Here is a 16,928-nt window from a genome sequence, read left to right as displayed (position 1 = left end):
AAATGACAAAGATGGTATTTTTTATAGACTTTGACGGCACCGTCACTGAAAGGGACACCTGTGTCGCCATGACCGAGACCTTCGCCCGTGGCAACTGGCAGGAGCTAGAGCTCAAATGGCAAAAGGGGGAAATATCCACCGAAGAATGCGCCCGGGAGATATTTAAACTTTTCTACGCGAGCGAACAGGAATTGAAAAAATTTTTGCTGGATAATATAAAAATCGACGACCATTTCATCACCTTTGCGGAGTTTTGCCGCCAAAAGGGGCATGAAATTTACATATTAAGCGACGGCTATGATTTTAACATCGAAACCATCCTTGAAAAATACGGCATAAGGGGGATACCCTACTTTGCGAACAGGCTCATAATTGACGGGAGAAGATTTGACATCGAGTGCACCTATTCATCGAGTACCTGTGCGCAGTGCGGCACGTGCAAAGCCGAACTCGTAGAAAAACTGAAGCCCGAAAACGCCTTATCGATTTACGTAGGGGATGGATACTCCGATATATGCGCAGCCAAAAAGGCGGACGTGATTTTTGCAAAAGGAGTTCTCCTTTCACATCTTCGCCAAAACGGCATCTCTGCTTTCGCTTACAACGATTTTTCGGACATATTAAAATGGGCTAGTCGTCGATGACTTTCCACCTGTTGCACCTGTCCCCCCACCGGGCTATTACCTTCCCCTCCATTCTGATGTTCACCACCTCGCAGTGGTTGGAGCAACCCTTACATTCGAAGCTGTCGGCGGTAAATTCTATTTCGCTGGCGTCAAACCCCCTGAATTTCGTTCTTTCGACATTGGCCTCTTTGGCAAGCAGCGCCGCGCCTATAGCACCCATGACGTTGTGGTATTTGGGAACGTACACTTCCATTCCCAGCGCTTCCTCGAAGGCGGCCTTCATCCCCACATTGGCCGCCACTCCCCCCTGAAACACTACCCTCGGCAGGATTTCCTTGCCCTTCCCCACGTTGTTGAGGTAATTTCGAACAAGGGCCTGGCACAGCCCCCTGATTATATCTTCCACCTTGTACCCCAGCTGCTGCTTGTGAATCATATCGGATTCGGCGAAAACCGCACACCTTCCCGCAATGCGCACGGGATTCCTGGACCTGAGGGCGTAATAGCCGAACTCCTCTATGGGTATCCCCAGCCTGTTGGCCTGCTGGTCCAGAAAAGACCCGGTTCCTGCGGCGCATACGGTGTTCATGGCAAAATCGGTAACCACTCCGTCTCGCAGGATGATTATTTTAGAGTCCTGCCCGCCTATTTCTATCACCGTGCGCACGTCCGGAATCTCTTTCATTGCCGCCACCGCGTGGGCGGTTATCTCGTTTTTGACCACGTCCGCACCCGCTATTACCGCCGCCAGCTGCCTTCCGCTCCCCGTGGTCCCGACTCCCCTTATGTCCCAGTTTTTCGCGTTTTTCGACAAAATTTTAAGCCCTTCCTGAATTGCTTTTATAGGCTGGCCCTGGGTCCGGAGATATATGGCCTCCTTTATATCCCCATATTCATCCAGAATTACCAAGTTTGTACTCACCGACCCCACGTCAATGCCCAAGTAATGTGCCATAAACTACATCTCCTTTTTTGTTCATTGCTTTGTGTTTTCTCTTAGCTGCTAGCAGGTCCACGAAGGCCTCTATGCGGGTCCTAAGGCCCTCTTTTCCCGTCTGCTCGTCTAAAGTTACCGGCAAAAATCCTATGTCGTACTCGGCGCAGACTTTCGGCAGGATGCTTTTTGCCACAATTTCGGGAATGCAGGTAAACGGCGAAAGCTGTATTACTCCGTCAAAACCTCTTTTGGCAAAAAGGATGGCGTTCCCCACCGATTCCCGTCCGTGTCCTCCGCACATTTCCTTGAAGTACGGAGAGGCGAGCTTTTTTACGTCGCGCTCGCCCGGCATTCTAAAAAGGTCCATAACGGCGTTGTAAAAAGTGTAGGAGGCCAAAAACATGGACCGTTCCGCATATACTCCGAGGTCTCCCAGCATTTCTTCTATTTCCAGGTTGGCCGCCGGTTCTATCACCACGTATACTTCTCCGACGATGCCTATTTTCAGTGGGTCATAGTCCTTTTTTTCTATCTTCTCATAAAGTAGTTCTATTTCCCTTTCAATTTCTAGAAGGTCCTTGTAATCTTTCGCCTGGGCTATAAGCTCCGCACATTTTCTGTACGTCTTCGTGGTTTCACCTTTTTTGACCTCAAGGGGCCTTATCTTGTGGGAAAGCTTTTCCGCCTTGTCCAGAAGCTGGAGTTCCTTCCACACAAACCGTATGATTCTGTAATAGTCGGCAAAGGTGAGCCTGCGGTTTACCAGCTTTTTTATGCTGGCAATAAGCTCCTTAAGGTGCCTGCCCGGGGGTTCTAAGGTTATCATCTCGAATTCGTAGCCTAAACTTTTTAAAATCTTTTCGTGCAACGTGGTGTAAAGCCCCGCCCTGCACGGCCCTACACCGCCGGTGGAAACCAGGGTGTCGGCCCCCGCTTCTAAGGCCTCTATATACGTTCCCAGGACTATTTTAAAAGGCAGGCACGCAAATTCCGGAGCATATTTTGTACCGAGGCTCAGCGTCTCCTCCGTGGGGCGTCGCGGCAGCACCACCTCGTTTCCGAAGGCGTTCATCAGCTTTTTGAACGTTATGGTGGCGTTCCCGACATACGGGAAGGACACTTTTCTCATACCACTATCGCCTCTTTTATCTTTCTTCTTTTCAGCATATCTATGAAAGCCTCGAGCCGGGTGTTCACGCCCTCCTGACCGGTGTGCTCGTCAAAGGCGACGGTCAAAAAGGGCACGTTCCTTTCTTTCGCTTCCAGTTCCATTATCTTATCTACGATGAAGTCGGGGCCGCATCCGAAAGCGGTCACGTGGATTATGCCGTCTACCATTTTTGTTTCCATAAAATGAAAAGCCGTCCTTAGGACGTTGTTGCTGAAGGTCCAAAACAGGGTTTTTTTCAGCTTTTCGGCGTACTTCCTTTTTTCCCCTTCCGGCACCATCTCGGGGGTTATAACGTAAGCGCCCATTTTTATCAACTTATTGATAACGTCCAGGCTGACGTAAGGGTCGTAAAGCAAATACGGATATCCCACTACTCCCAGCCTTACTTCGGCCTTATTTTCCTGAACACTAATTCCAAGGGGAGGAATGGCCCCTCTTAGAAATTCCAGCTTGTAGTTTTTCAAACTCTCTTTGGCTTTCCTATAAGCGTTCCAGGCTTTAAAAAAACCCCTGTTAAACTTTCTCGCCACCGAAAGGCAAAGTGAAAAAAGCTGTCTTTTGCTCTTTCCGACGTCGATTCTCACTTCCAGCATGTTGTTTAAGTTTTCCAAAGAACATGCCAGCATATCAGGAAGACCAAGAAATTTGGGGCAAAAGGTAGCTTCCTTGTTTATCCTCACGAGCCTTGGGACAAATATGCAATCCACCCTGCCCATCAGGTTTTTCACGTGGCCGTGAAACAGTTTAACAGGCACGCAGGCATCGGCCACAGCATCCTCAACTCCTGCGTCGATGATTTCCTTCGAAGTGGGGTCGGAAACGACCACTTCCAGGCCCAGCTCTTGGAAGAAGGTGTTTATAAAAGGATAATACGCGTAGTAAGCCAGGGCTCTCGGCACTCCTATTTTCAATCAGGGTCTCTCCTTCATTTATTGTCAAATTAATATATAATTCAACGCCTAGCATAAAATTCCTGCTGTAAAAAATGCGAAATAAGGAGGACCTGCATCGCCGGGATGCAGGCCCCATATTTACCTTGCCACACCTTCCTCTTTCATTTTCGTTGCAAAGGTCCTGTCGAGAACCGCGGACATCTTGGGTGTTCTAAAAGCCGGTCCTTCGGCTTTTTCCGGCAGTTTCGCCTTTTTACCTTCGAAGTTAAATCCCTCGAGATAAAGCACGGGTGTTCCGAAGGCATCTTTGGAGCCGGCCGGCCAGAATACGCCGTCTTTCCCTATATATTCCCTCTTTATGCCGCGGTACTCCGGAACGTTTCGGGATACGGCCTCCAGCACATCCTCCGCCGAATCAAACCCAAGGGTGTACCCTATGGCACCGCCCAGGTCTTTCATCACTTGCCAGTTTTCCTTGGCAAACAGCGGCGGAATCGCCCTTTCGAACCACTGCACCCTGCGCTCACAGCTGGTGTAGGAACCCCTGGATTCTGAAAATGCCGCAAGCGGCAGGACCACGTCGGCAAGGCGTGCGGTGTCGGTCAGGAAAAGGTCCTGCACAGCCAAAAACTCGAGTTTCTTCAGTGCTTCGGCCAGGGCGGGCTCTGCGCCTGCAGGGTCTTCCCCGAAGATGAACGCCCCCTTTACTTTCCCCTGCTCTATCAAGTTCACGACTTCTTCGGCTTGGACCGAAACTCCCATGTCCACCAGGCCTTGGGCGTTATTTTTACCCCTCAGCATGATTATGCCGTTTCTTGGCCTCCCTATGTGTCCCGACACCACGGCAATAGAAGCTATCAGCCTTTCGGCATCCTTCGTCATCCTTTCGTGGTCGAAAACCACCAGGGCGTTTTTTGCCTGCCCATAGATGCAGGCTATTTCCCGGATGTCTTCGGGGACGGTTACGCCAGCAAGTGATTCTTTCATTTGCTCGAAACCTTCGGCCTTTGCGGCTCCCGCCGTAAATCCTTCCTCTATAAGGGCCTTAAGCAGGGCTTTCAGGAACTCTACGCTGTTTTCTGGCCTTACCACTTTAAAAGCCTCTTCATCCAGGTAAGACGGCTCGGGGTTTATGACGACCAGTTTTGCTCCTTTCTTCAATGCCTCCCTTATCTTCAAACCTGCGACGGCGTAATCTTCCATCGCTCGGCAACCTATGAGAATCACTACATCGGCAAAGCAAAGTTCTTCTAAAGAATTTGTAGAAGCGTCATAACCCAATACGTCTTTCAGGCCGCTAGTTGTATTGCCGAAAGAAGAGATGTAAGGAGTTCCAAGACCCTTCGCAAATTCTACAGCGGTGAAAATTTCTTCATTGGTAAGTCCCGGAGATACGAACACCGCAAGGCTTTCCGGCCCGTAAAGCGCACTTAACCCCCTTGCCTTTCTTGCCGCGTAGAGCACCGCTTCCTCGTATGCGGCCTTGTCTAACTTACCGTTTTTCTTAACCATGGGCACGGTTAGTCTTTCTTTCATGGAAAGCGCACCGAATCCGAACCGGCCTTTGGCGCACAGGTGTCCCCCGTCTACGGGGCTTTCCTTGTCTGGCAATGCCCTCAAGATCATATCTCCCCTGGTATCGAGGTTGAGGCTGCAGCCCACGCCGCAGAAGGAACACACCGTCCTTTTTTGCTCGGTCTTAAGAGGCACGGGTTTTGCCACAGGCGGCCTTTCCTGCAGGGCTCCTGTGGGACATACGGCCACGCACTGTCCGCAGGAAATGCAGCGGGTTTCCTTTAACGGAAGCTCGAACTCCGGCTTTACAACCGTCACAAAACCCCTGTTCACAAGCCCCAGAGCCGTAACGCCCATCACCTCGTCGCATACCCTCACGCACAGCCCGCAGAGGATGCACTTTTGCGGGTCCCTGACGATGAACGGGTGGTCATCCTTGTAATCGTACCTGTTCACCTCTCCGGCGAATTTTTCCGGACTTACACCGTATTCGTTGGCGTATTTTATTAGCCTGCACTCGAAGTAGTCCTTGCAGCCGCACTCCAGACAGCGCATCGCTTCTTTTCTGGCTTCCTCTTCGCTGTACCCGAGAACTATCTCCCGGAAATTGGTCTTCCTTTCTTCAGGGGTAAGGTGCGCCATTGGAACTCTAGGAATTTTTTCCCTGTCGGCGAAATCTTCCTCCGTCAGGTCATCGCGTCGCACCAGGTACGGTTCCTCATACGGTATAATGTCGCCCTCGAGGTAGCTTATTATCACCTCAGCTGCCCGTTTGCCGTCAGCCACGGCTTCTATGGCTATTCCCGGACCTTCGTTTATGGCATCGCCGCCGGCGAAAACCCCTGGAAGATTAGTGGCAAAGGTCCCCTCGGCAGCGGAAATGGTACCTTTCTTTGTGAGATTTACGCCGTCAAAGCCCGACGCGTCCACTTCCTGTCCTATGGCTGCGATGACGGTATCCACTTCTAGGACTATCTCCTCGCCTGGGATGGGTTCCGGCTTTCTCCTGCCCGAAGCATCGGGCTCTCCCAGCCTCATCTTCTGAAGCCTTATAGCCCCAGCACGCCCGTTCCTTTCAATTATTTCCAGCGGCGCCACGAGGAAGATGAACTTTACCCCTTCTTCCTCGGCCTCTTTTATTTCGACTTCGTTGGCCGGCATTTCGTTTCTGGTCCGGCGGTATAAGACGTAAACTTCCTCTGCTCCAAGGCGGACCGCCGTGCGGCAGGCGTCCATGGCAGTGTTTCCTCCGCCCACCACCGCCACTTTCTTGCCCATATCCACTGGCTCGCCCTTAGCCACCGCTCTTAAAAAGTCGATACCTCCCATGACACCCGGAAGTTCCTCGCCTGGGCAGCGCAATTTGGAACTTTTCCACGCACCTATTGCCAAAAACACCGCATCGTATTTGGACCTGAGATACTCCAGGCTCACGTCTTTTCCTACCTTGCAGCCCGTCACAAATTCCACGCCCATTTTTTCTATCAGTTCAATTTCCCGGTCAAGGACTTCTTTCGGCAGCCTGTACTGGGGTATGCCGTATCTCAGCATGCCGCCGGGTTTTTCCATAGCTTCGTATACCACGACCTTGTGGCCTTCCTTGGCAAGATAGTACGCCGCAGTAAGCCCTGCGGGCCCGCTTCCCACAATAGCCACCGATTTGCCAGTTGGCGGTTTTATCTCTGGCATATATGGATGCTCGGAAGCTAAATCAACATCTCCTACGAAGCTTTTCAGCCATGCGATGGCAACGGGCTCTTCCACTAGCTTTCTCCTGCACGCATCCTCGCAAGGATGCGGACATATCCTTCCGATGCTGGCCGGCAGCGGCAGGTTTTCCTTTATGAGTTTTACCGCTTCGTGGTACTGACCGTTAGCTATCAACCCTACGTAACCCTGACAGTCGGTGTGAGCCGGACATGCCTGCCGGCAGGGAGGCCTGCAGTCGCCGACGTGATTCGATAAAAGAAGTTCCAGGGCCATTTTCCTTGCTTTCCGTACCTTCCCGGTATCGGTGTAGACCACCATTCCCTCGCTGATTTCCGTAGCACACGCCCGCAGGAGTTTGGGAGCCCCCTGAACTTCCACAAGGCAAAGGCCGCAGGAACCATATATCTTTACCCTCTCGTCATAACACAGGGTGGGGATGTCTATCCCGTTTTCCCTTGCAACTTCCAGGATGGTCTGTCCTTTGTAGCCCTTTACTTCTCTACCGTTTATATTGAGACTTATCTTCTCCACGTTTTCCCCTCCCTCACCTTATTCTACAAAGACTGCTCCAAAGCGGCAGACTTCCATACAGGTGCCGCACTTGGTGCAGTTTTCCTGAATTATCTCGTACGGTTGGCCTTTTGAGCCCTTTATAGTATTTACCGGGCATTTACGGGCACAGAGGCCACAGCTTTTGCATTTTGCCGGGTCAATTCTATAAGTTATAAGGGCCTTGCACTGCTTGGCCGGGCATTTTCTGTCCCTTATGTGGGCTTCGTACTCGTGCCGGAAGTACTTGAGCGTGGTAAGCACCGGGTTAGGCGCCGTTTGCCCCAGTCCGCAAAGCGACCCTTCCTTAACGTTCATGGCAAGTTCTTCCAATATCTCCAGATCTTCTTCCTTGCCCTCGCCCTGACAGATTCTTTCAAGGATTTCCAGCATCCTCTTGGTACCTATTCGGCAGTGGGTGCACTTTCCACAGGACTCCTTCTGGGTAAAATCCAAAAAGAACCTTGCCATGTCCACCATGCAGGTGGTCTCATCCATTACGATCATACCGCCGGAGCCCATGATGGCACCGGTTTTTACGATGGATTCATAGTCCACCGGCGTATCCAAAAGGGATTCCGGTATGCAGCCACCGGAAGGTCCTCCCAGCTGCACAGCTTTTATCTTCCTGTCGCCTATTATACCTCCGCCTATACTGAAAATTACCTCCCGAAGCGGCACCCCCATAGGGACTTCCACAAGGCCTCCTCTCTTTACCTTCCCTGCCAGGGCAAAGACCTTGGTCCCTTTGCTCTTTTCGGTGCCGACGGAAGCGAAGGCCTGCCCGCCGTTTTGTATAATCCAAGGCACGTTGGCGAAGGTCTCAACGTTGTTGATGTTGGTGGGTTTGCCCATGTAACCCTTTTGGGCCGGAAAAGGCGGCTTCAGCCTGGGCATACCCCTTTCCCCTTCAAGGGATGCAATTAAGGCCGTCTCTTCACCGCACACGAATGCTCCCGCTCCGGCCTTTATATTTATATCGAAGGAAAAGCCCGTGCCCATAATGTTTTTCCCCAAAAAGCCCCTTTCGCGGGCCTGAGCTATGGCTATTTCCAACCTTTTTATAGCCAAGGGGTACTCGGCCCGGACATAGATGTAGCCGGCTTCGGCTCCTATGGCGTAGGCGGCGATGGCCATACCTTCGAGCACCGAGTGGGGGTCGCCTTCCAAAACGCTCCTGTCCATGAAGGCCCCCGGGTCCCCTTCATCGGCATTGCATACCACGTATTTTGGCGTTCCAGGCGCGGTCCTCGTGGCATTCCATTTAAACCAGGTGGGAAAGCCGGCGCCTCCCCTTCCTCTCAGGCCTGAAATTTTAATTTCCTCTATTACCCTTTCCGGTGTCATCTCCTTTATGGCTTTTTCTAAGGCTTTATACCCTCCCTTTTCGATATACTCATCTATGCACTCGGGATCAATCTTCCCGCAGTTTCGGAGTGCGATTCTCAGCTGCCCTTCTATATAGGAACGGTCTTCGGCGGAAAGGGCGTGTTCGCTCACCACCATTCCCTTTTCAATGTGATTTTCGAAAATATCCCTCACTATCTCTGGCGTCACCTTCACGTACATCGTGCTTTTGCCTTCGTCGTCCACCACTTCCACCAGCGGCTCGAGGTAGCACATTCCTATGCATCCAGCTTTTTTAACTTCCACGTCCAAATTTCTCTTTTTTACCTCATCTTCCACCGCTTGAAGCACTTTGTTTCCCCCTGCGGCAATCCCGCAGCTTCCAAGCCCAACTATTACTTTCATTTTCCTACACCCCCTCTTTTTCCGTTTCTTTCTTCAAAATTTCCCTTATTATACTTCGGGCTTTATCTGGGGTAAGCTTGCCGTAAGCTTCACCGTCTATCATCATCACCGGAGCAAGGCTGCAGCACCCGAGGCAGGCCACGTTTTGAAGGGTAAAAAGTCCGTCTTTTGTAGTCTCTCCTTCATTAATTTTCAGTTCATCGCAGAGGGCACTGGTAATCAGTTCAGCCCCGTTTACATGACAGGCAGTGCCGTGGCATACCATAATAAGGTGCTTGCCAATGGGTCTTAATCTAAACTGAGCGTAGAATGTGGCAACCCCAAATACTTTCGCGGGTTTTACTCTTATTTCCCGGGCGATATGGTAGAGCACTTTTCTCGGCAGGTATCCGTAAATATCCTGGGCCTTCTGAAGCACCGTTATGAGGCTGCTAGGATTCCCCCTGTACTTTTCGAGCACCCCTTCCAGGAGAGCAAGGTCGACTTCTTCGTCTGGAAATCTGGCTTCAAGGCCCGATTCTTTGCCTTCACAGCAACCCATATAATTTTTCCTCCCTTTCACAGAATTCGCATCAGTATCGGAATGCATAACTTATAGATTATTCTATCACCGCTCCTTTTTTTCCTTCTTGAAAAAGAGTCTTTTTACCTTGATATCGACCCTTAACACATTTAAAGCCGTCATGTACTCCACTTTTTCCTTCACTTCCTGCTGGACTTTCTCCATCAGCGACGGAATCGGCACTCCGTATTCCACCGAAAGTTCCAAACTTATTGTAACTCCCGAGCCGTGGTTTTCAACAATAGCCCTACCCCCGACCCCTATACCTTCTACGCTCCTTGCAGCATGTAAAGCAATCTGGGTGATTACTGTATCGGCAACCGTATACCGTCCGAGATAGCTGTAAGTAGGCCTTACCACCGACTTTTCCGTAATAATTTCCTGCTTCCCTCGCCGGTAAAAAATTTTGAGCGGGTCCAGAAGATACCCCGAAAAATACTTTTTTATTTCGAGCGTAGGTACGGGTATGACATGCTTTCCATCTACCATCCTCACCTTTCTTGCTTCTTCTATTTCCCTGGGAGTCGACACATCCTCTATATATACCACTTTCGCCGGCTCCGGGAGTTCTAAAGTTTTGCATATGGACCTCACCATTTTTTCCGAAGTGCCTATAACGAGAACTTTCTCCGCGGCAATTTCCTTTAACTTTTCCCTGACTTCCTCGGCGTGAAGCGGCTCCTGAAAAAGCGCCCGCCTTATGGCACCCACCCTCGTTTCTTCCCGCTTGGCCGAATAACCGGCTACCACCCTATTTCCGTGTATCAAAAGCCCATCGTCTATTATAAGTTCGGCACCCTGCTGTCTTGCCACCAGATGAGCCCGGTGGCTTTTTCCGGTACCGCTTTTGCCGACAAAAGCGATTACTTCCAAACTATCAACTCCTGCTTCAAGTTCTACACTTTTTATATTATCACAACAGTACAGGGACATAAAGATGCTTGTGAAATTATTAACATGACTATTTACATAAAACACCCTCAGTTTGTGTTCTTCCGAGGGTGCTTTGGCAAATATTACTTTGCAGGTTTAAAATTATCGTTTACGGCCTGCCAGAAGTTCGCTGTGGTATAACCCAGCCTCCAGACCGCTATTCCTTTAAGGCCCTTTTCAATGACCAATTTGCATTTGGCATCCACCGATGCTCTATTTTCCATCCAGATTTGATACGTCGCACCTTTCTCGTCTTTAAAGCTGCCGTATGCCATAAGCGAACTTCCGTCGAGGTTCATTTTTAAGCCGTATTTGCTTTTTAATTCATCCAAAAAGAGTATTCTTGAGTAGGTCATTTGATTCTTCTCTTCCAGCACTGTGTACCTTCCACTTTCCGCCCAGGCATAGCCGTAGTAACCTATTCCCAAAACCACCTTTTGGGCAGGTATTCTCGCTATGGCGTAATCCACTACTTCCCTTGTCCAATCCACGCCTGCCTGCGGCCCCGGTGTGCCGGGGTTTCTGTCGTAAGCCATAACCACGGCAAAATCGCTGTACCTGCCTAAAATTTCATAGTCGTACGCCGGCCACCAGTCATGCTTTTCGGTCTTGGCGGGCAGGGAAAGGCTTAGAGTCTTGTTTTTCGATTTTAACGCATTATACAGTTCGAGTATAAAATTGCTGAAATTTTCTCCATCCTCCGGTTTTATATACTCAAAGTCGATATTGACGCCGTCGTAGTTCTCCTTTTCCACCTCATTTACAATCTGGTCCACCAAAGCTTTCCTTTTTTCTGGGGTACCCAGGGCCTGACTCAACCGCGCGCGGTCGTTTTCAAAAATCAGGGCAAAAACCTTAACGCCATTTTGCCGTGCCGTCTCGAGGACGGAACCGTGTTCCTCCGGTTTCATAATCCAGCGGGAATTGTCGTAGCTTGTCAGATTTGAATTTTGGTCAAGGGTGTACCACTTGGCAGCGATGGAGGACAGCTTGTCCGCGTTTTTTACAAAATCATCGTAGGACTGCGAATAATAATAACCCAGTACATATTTGGCAAGTCCTTCTTTTATAGTTATAAATACAGCCATTTTAGCGCCGTCCCAGCCAACTTGAGCGCCGAAAGCCTCACTAAAAAAACGTATCGGCACCAGGGTCCTCCCGTTCACAATCAAGGCCGGAACATCGAGTTTGACGGGCTTTCCGTTTATGTAAGCGACGGGATTCCCTATCTTGAGGATTATCTCGGTACCACCTTTTTCCGCCGTAATCGTCCTCGTCCTTTCATCCCAGTGGACGCCCGCACCCAAATTTTCACTCAAGAACCTGAACGGGACAAGCACCCTGTTAGATTTCATCACTGGAGGCACATCAGGTTTTATTTCTTTGCCGTTCAGGAAAATTTTTATAGTTCCCGCACCGTAGACTTCAAAAGGCGGCACCATCGACAGTAAAAATACTCCAACCAAAAAAAGAACAGCTATTTTTCGGATATTCCTCACAATGTGCAACCCCCTTTTCAGTCCAGCAATACCATTCCGGTCCAGATCACCTTCCCCGGCATAAAAGCAATTTTTAAACCGGCTTTTTCGCAAGTCTTTAATACATCTATACCCATCGCTTCCATCGAAGGCCTTGCCTTTTCCCTCCGCAAGCAGTACTTATGTCCGTCCCCTGCTGGACATTTCTCGCATAAGATACACGGACCCCCTATGAACCCGGCAGCAAAGGGAAAGCCCGAAGAAAAGGCCTGCTTTTCCGTGCGGTACACCGCCTCGTGCAAAAGCAGGGCAAGCCTTTTTGCTTCTTCATCGGCCGTTTCGCCCGCAGTTTGGCCTTCGACCTGGAGGATGATCGCCATTAAATATTTGGAGAGTAATTTTTTAAATTCTTCTACTTCCGGCACGTAGGGAGGGCACATGAACCTTTTCCCGTATTCCCTGCAGCCCGAATGGCTGCATTGAAATCGCACTCGTTCGTCCACCACCACATCGCGGGCCGATATGAGTTCAACCCGGCTTACACCCTCACAGTCCTTTGCAAATTCAAGGAGTCTCTCCGCCTCTTTAAATTTTTCCAGAAGCTTCATGGTCCACCTCTCAAGGCATATTTTTATTTCTCCTTTATGATATCAAAACATAACCGGTTTAGTCTACCTTGTTACGAATAAAATATATTGACATAATCCATAGCATGCTGGTATAATTGCTTTAACGTAAAAATTAAAAAGCGGCCTCTTATCAAGAGTGGCGGAGGGACTGGCCCTATGAAGCCCGGCAACCTGCGTCTTTTTAGCTAAAAAGGCGCAAAGGTGCCAATTCCTGCAAAACGCTAAAGGCGTTTTGAGAGATAAGAGGAAGGTTGAAAAAAACCCTCTTCTTATCGAAGAGGGTTTTTTTTACATAAAAACATAAAGGAGGAATTGGTTATGGCAGGTTTCAGATTTAACACCCTGGCAGTTCACGCTGGCCAGGAACCCGATCCCACCACGGGTTCGATGGCAGTTCCCATTTACCAGACTACTTCCTTTGTCTTCAAAAATACCGAACATGCCGCTAATTTGTTTTCATTAAAAGAGGAAGGACACATTTACAGCCGAATGTCGAATCCCACCCAGGATGTGCTTGAAAAACGCATTGCAGCATTAGAGGGTGGGGTGGGCGCGCTGGCCCTCGCCTCCGGGCAGGCAGCAGTAGCTTATGCAATAATGAACATAGCAAAGGCCGGCGATGAAATAGTATCTTCAAGCACCCTCTATGGAGGAACTTTCAACCTTTTTTCCACCACAATAAAGCGATTCGGAATAGAAGTAAAATTTGTAGACCCTGGTGACCCACAGAATTTCAAAAAGGCCATAACTTCCCGCACAAGAGCCATTTACGGAGAAATTATTGGAAATCCCAAGATAGATATTCTGGACTTGGAGGAGGTTGCCAGAATAGCCCATGATGCCGGAATTCCTTTCATAGTGGATAATACTTTCGCCACTCCGTATCTTTGCAGGCCTTTTGAATTTGGCGCCGATATTGTAGTCCATTCCGCAACCAAATTCATAGGAGGACACGGTACAACTCTGGGCGGAATAATCGTCGATTCGGGCAAATTCGACTGGACAAACGGCAACTTCCCAGAGCTTGCCGAACCTGACCCCGCTTACCACGGAGTCTCGTTTACAGAAACTTTCGGAAAGGCCGCCTATATCGCCAAGGTACGATGCATGCTCCTGAGGGATTTGGGCGCCTGCATTAGTCCTTTTAATGCATTTCTGCTGTTACAGGGGCTGGAGACGTTGCACCTCAGGATGCAGCGCCATGTAGAAAATGCCCAAAGGGCAGCGGAATTTCTTAAAAACCACCCAAAAGTGGCCTGGGTAAACTATCCCGGCCTGCCCGATTCGCCCTATCACGCCCTTGCTAAAAAATATATGCCAAAGGGTCCTGGAGCAATATTTACCTTCGGGCTAAAAGGTGGTTACGAAGCCGGGAAAAAATTCATAGAAAACGTAAAGCTCTTTTCTCACCTTGCTAACGTAGGGGACGCAAAGTCTTTGATAATACACCCGGCCAGCACTACCCACCAGCAGTTGAGTCCCGAAGAACAGGAAGCAGCCGGAGTCACACCAGATATGATAAGGGTGTCAATTGGTATAGAGGATATCGAAGATATACTGGAAGACCTGGAAAGGGGCCTTGAAGCCGTATAATTTAACCGAGGGGATGGTCATGTTCGTCAAAAAACGCTTTTTTCGCTTTACAAAAGGAGAAATTCAATTCTCCACTGAAAGTGGATACACTTTCGACGCAATTCAGGTGGCTTACGAAACTTATGGTAGCTTGAACCGGAAAAAGGACAACGCCATTTTAGTGCTGCACGCCTTAACCGGAGATGCCCACGCAGCCGGGGTTTATACCAGCCGGGACCCAAAGCCCGGCTGGTGGGACCCGATGATCGGCCCCGGCAAGGCCCTGGACACGAATAAATATTTCATTATATGCTCAAACGTACTGGGAAGCTGCTACGGGACTACCGGTCCGACATCCATCAATCCGAAAACCGGAACTCCTTACGGTACTGATTTTCCTCCGATAAACATACGGGATATGGTGAGATTGCAAAAAATTTTGCTGGAACACCTGGGAATAAACAAATTGAGGATGGCCATAGGCGGGTCCATGGGAGGTATGCAGGCCCTTGAATGGGCCGTTACTTTCCCCGATTCCGTGGAGACTGTTGTGGCAATAGCCGCGACTCACGAGCTTTCCCCCTTGGCCATTGCGTTCAATTATGCAGGTATAAAGGCTATAGAAAACGATCCCTCATGGAGAAACGGAAATTATTATTCAATAGGCCAGCCGGTGAGAGGGCTTTCTCTCGCCAGGATGATCGGTACCCTTACCTACAAGAGCCATGAACTTTTCAAGCGGAGGTTTTCTAGAAATATGGATTCAGACAAAGGGCTATTTCTTGCAGAAAGCTACCTAGAACACCAGGGAGAAACCTTCGTAAACCGCTTCGACGCAAACACTTACCTTTGCCTTGTAAAGGCTATGAACAGACATAACATAGCTGAGCCCTACGGTTCGCTTGAAAAAGCCTTGCGGCGGATAAAGGCAAAGGTCTTTATGGTCGGTATAAATACTGATATGCTTTATCCGCCCGATGAGCTACGAAATTTTATTAAACGGCTGAATACCGCAGGCGGCTACGGGGAATACAGGGAAATAGAATCTTATCAGGGTCACGATGCTTTTCTGGTGGATTTCGAAAAACTTTCTCCCATTGTCAGGGAAATCCTTGAAAATACACACCCAGAAACCCTCTTAAATGAATCCCCGTCGCTCTGATTTTGTTGTTGTTTTATCCGCCCCCTTATGCTATAATTATTTCTGCAAAATGTATATAAACTTCTTGGTGTGCGCCTATAGCTCAGGGGATAGAGCACCGGCCTCCGGAGCCGGGTTTGCGGGGGTTCGAATCCTCCTAGGCGCACCATTTTTAAAATGCCCATCACACAAGGCTTGCCGAGGACTGCCCCTTCCAGAAATCACCAGAAGAGTCTGGTGTTCCTGGAGGGGTTATATTTTATGTGTAAAAACCGCATAAAAATACAATCATAGTTGCTAATTAAGCTGAAACTACAAGGAAGTGTTTTATGTGGCTACACCTAAGGAAATTCTTGATTGGACCTACGAGCAAAAATGTCTAAAGCAGTAGAATCCCTGAAGAAAATGGTTTTACGGCAGTATGCTGCAAGACGAAAAAAAAGGCTGTAGATTACATAGCGACATCCTCCCCCTAATGAATTAGGGGGCATCCCAACGTGGGACGGCGGCTTTAAGCCGCAGGTTAGCCAGCACTCAGGCAGTTTTCCTGCCTTCATCGCCTTGGCCTTAAGGGGTGTCACACTCCCCTTTCTCCCAGGGTCATGCCCCAAGAGCATCGAGCGCTTTCGCGGCTATGTTTATTGCCCCCACCCTGTCCGCATCAGATTGGTAGCCACATTTTATGCATCTAAACCAGCCTTGGGTCTTCCGGTTATACCGGGAAGCATTCCCGCACTTTGGACAGGTCTTGGAGGTCTCCTTGGGGTCGACGTAGATTACGGGCACTCCGGCAAGGGCTGCCTTGTATTCGATAAATGAAGCCAGTTCTCTGAAATTCCACCCGGACATCATCCGGTTGAACTTCTTTGACCCTTTGGTTCGCTCGCGGATACCCAGCAGGTTCTCCAGTGCGATGGCCTTGCCTTCTTTTTTCGCTATTTCAACTATGCGCTTTGAGATGCAGTGGTTGATATACCGCATCCACCTTGTTTCGCGGCCGGCTTCCTTCTTGACTCGGGAAAGCCTGCCCGCCTGCTGAAGTGCAGCCCTCCTTGCTGCCCACCTTTCCTTGCGCCATCTGACCTGGCGGCCATCAAAAAAGATGTTGTTGGACAGCACGGCAAGCTTTACTATGCCGAAGTCGACCCCGATTACGCCGCACGGCTCGTTTAAGTGAGTCTCGTATATTAATGATATAGCAGCATACCACTCTCCGTCTTTACCATGCCATATCTCCATGGACCCTTGTCGGCAGGAACCTCCTGCCAGGTCCTGGAGCCTTTTTGTATGGTATTCGGAAGTGGCAATGGGCACTGCTATCTGACTCCTGCCGGAGGAGACGGGGAACTTAATGACCCATGTGCCTGACGGCAGCTGATGTATTGAATAGCAGTCCTGCCGCACCATTACCGGAACTATCCGGTCAAATTTGGGCAGGCTGGATTTCTTGCCATTTTTTG

Annotated in this window: 13 protein-coding genes, 1 tRNA gene and 1 riboswitch; of the genes, 4 read left to right on the top strand and 10 right to left on the bottom strand. The window is 49.6% G+C overall.

Features of this window, described 5'->3' with window-relative positions:
* The first annotated feature begins 2 nt into the window (after window positions 1-2).
* On the top strand, window positions 3-644 hold the full coding sequence (locus AN618_RS04445) for an MtnX-like HAD-IB family phosphatase (protein WP_066352587.1): 642 nt from the start codon (window positions 3-5) through the stop codon (window positions 642-644).
* Here AN618_RS04445 and AN618_RS04440 read toward each other — a convergent pair.
* From AN618_RS04440 to AN618_RS04400, 9 genes are all read right to left on the bottom strand, one after another.
* Window positions 631-1,581 carry an acyl-CoA dehydratase activase gene (locus tag AN618_RS04440; protein ID WP_066352586.1) on the bottom strand — a complete coding sequence of 317 codons (951 nt, stop codon included), beginning with the start codon at window positions 1,579-1,581 and terminating at the stop codon, window positions 631-633. The genes AN618_RS04445 and AN618_RS04440 overlap by 14 nt on opposite strands.
* Complete coding sequence (locus AN618_RS04435) at window positions 1,559-2,692, bottom strand: 2-hydroxyacyl-CoA dehydratase (RefSeq protein WP_066352585.1); 1,134 nt, start codon at window positions 2,690-2,692, stop codon at window positions 1,559-1,561. Before AN618_RS04435 ends, AN618_RS04440 begins: the two co-directional genes overlap by 23 nt.
* Window positions 2,689-3,645 (bottom strand): acyl-CoA dehydratase activase-related protein, encoded by a 957-nt coding sequence (locus AN618_RS04430; RefSeq protein ID WP_066352584.1) that lies wholly within the window; start codon window positions 3,643-3,645, stop codon window positions 2,689-2,691. Before AN618_RS04430 ends, AN618_RS04435 begins: the two co-directional genes overlap by 4 nt.
* Window positions 3,646-3,765: 120 nt before the next feature.
* The gene (locus tag AN618_RS04425; RefSeq protein WP_066352578.1) at window positions 3,766-7,383 is read right to left on the bottom strand and encodes an NAD(P)-binding protein; all 3,618 of its coding nucleotides are present in this window, start codon (window positions 7,381-7,383) and stop codon (window positions 3,766-3,768) included.
* An 18-nt stretch (window positions 7,384-7,401) separates the two neighbouring features.
* Window positions 7,402-9,153: an NADH-quinone oxidoreductase subunit NuoF gene (gene nuoF, locus AN618_RS04420; protein ID WP_066352576.1), complete on the bottom strand. Its 1,752-nt coding sequence runs from the start codon at window positions 9,151-9,153 to the stop codon at window positions 7,402-7,404.
* 4 nt (window positions 9,154-9,157) lie between these two features.
* Window positions 9,158-9,694, bottom strand: a complete 537-nt coding sequence (gene nuoE, locus AN618_RS04415; RefSeq protein WP_066352575.1) for an NADH-quinone oxidoreductase subunit NuoE — start codon at window positions 9,692-9,694, stop codon at window positions 9,158-9,160.
* A 66-nt stretch (window positions 9,695-9,760) separates the two neighbouring features.
* Window positions 9,761-10,588: an Asp23/Gls24 family envelope stress response protein gene (locus tag AN618_RS04410; RefSeq protein WP_066352572.1), complete on the bottom strand. Its 828-nt coding sequence runs from the start codon at window positions 10,586-10,588 to the stop codon at window positions 9,761-9,763.
* A gap of 143 nt (window positions 10,589-10,731) precedes the next feature.
* Window positions 10,732-12,147 carry a stalk domain-containing protein gene (locus AN618_RS04405; protein WP_245628397.1) on the bottom strand — a complete coding sequence of 472 codons (1,416 nt, stop codon included), beginning with the start codon at window positions 12,145-12,147 and terminating at the stop codon, window positions 10,732-10,734.
* Between the two features lie 17 nt (window positions 12,148-12,164).
* Window positions 12,165-12,734, bottom strand: a complete 570-nt coding sequence (locus AN618_RS04400) for a DUF2284 domain-containing protein (protein ID WP_066352568.1) — start codon at window positions 12,732-12,734, stop codon at window positions 12,165-12,167.
* Window positions 12,735-12,879: 145 nt separating this feature from the next.
* Window positions 12,880-13,001: riboswitch (SAM riboswitch) on the top strand.
* A gap of 72 nt (window positions 13,002-13,073) precedes the next feature.
* Between AN618_RS04400 and AN618_RS04395 the strand changes: the two genes are divergently transcribed.
* The 3 genes from AN618_RS04395 to AN618_RS04385 all read left to right on the top strand — a co-directional run bounded on the left by AN618_RS04395 (window position 13,074) and on the right by AN618_RS04385 (window position 15,637).
* Complete coding sequence (locus tag AN618_RS04395; RefSeq protein WP_066352566.1) at window positions 13,074-14,348, top strand: homocysteine synthase; 1,275 nt, start codon at window positions 13,074-13,076, stop codon at window positions 14,346-14,348.
* Window positions 14,349-14,367: 19 nt separating this feature from the next.
* Window positions 14,368-15,489: a homoserine O-acetyltransferase MetX gene (metX, locus tag AN618_RS04390; protein ID WP_066352564.1), complete on the top strand. Its 1,122-nt coding sequence runs from the start codon at window positions 14,368-14,370 to the stop codon at window positions 15,487-15,489.
* A gap of 71 nt (window positions 15,490-15,560) precedes the next feature.
* Window positions 15,561-15,637: transfer RNA gene (locus AN618_RS04385), tRNA-Arg, on the top strand.
* Window positions 15,638-16,068: 431 nt separating this feature from the next.
* On the opposite strand, the gene AN618_RS13470 is transcribed toward AN618_RS04385, so the two are convergent.
* The coding region (locus AN618_RS13470; RefSeq protein ID WP_222926315.1) for an RNA-guided endonuclease InsQ/TnpB family protein at window positions 16,069-16,928 on the bottom strand (860 nt) is incomplete at its 5' end.

Source organism: Fervidicola ferrireducens (assembly GCF_001562425.1).
Classification (GTDB): domain Bacteria; phylum Bacillota; class Thermosediminibacteria; order Thermosediminibacterales; family Thermosediminibacteraceae; genus Fervidicola; species Fervidicola ferrireducens.
The sequence above is the reverse complement of the archived record's forward strand: the minus strand, read 5'-3'. Positions and strand labels throughout refer to the sequence as shown.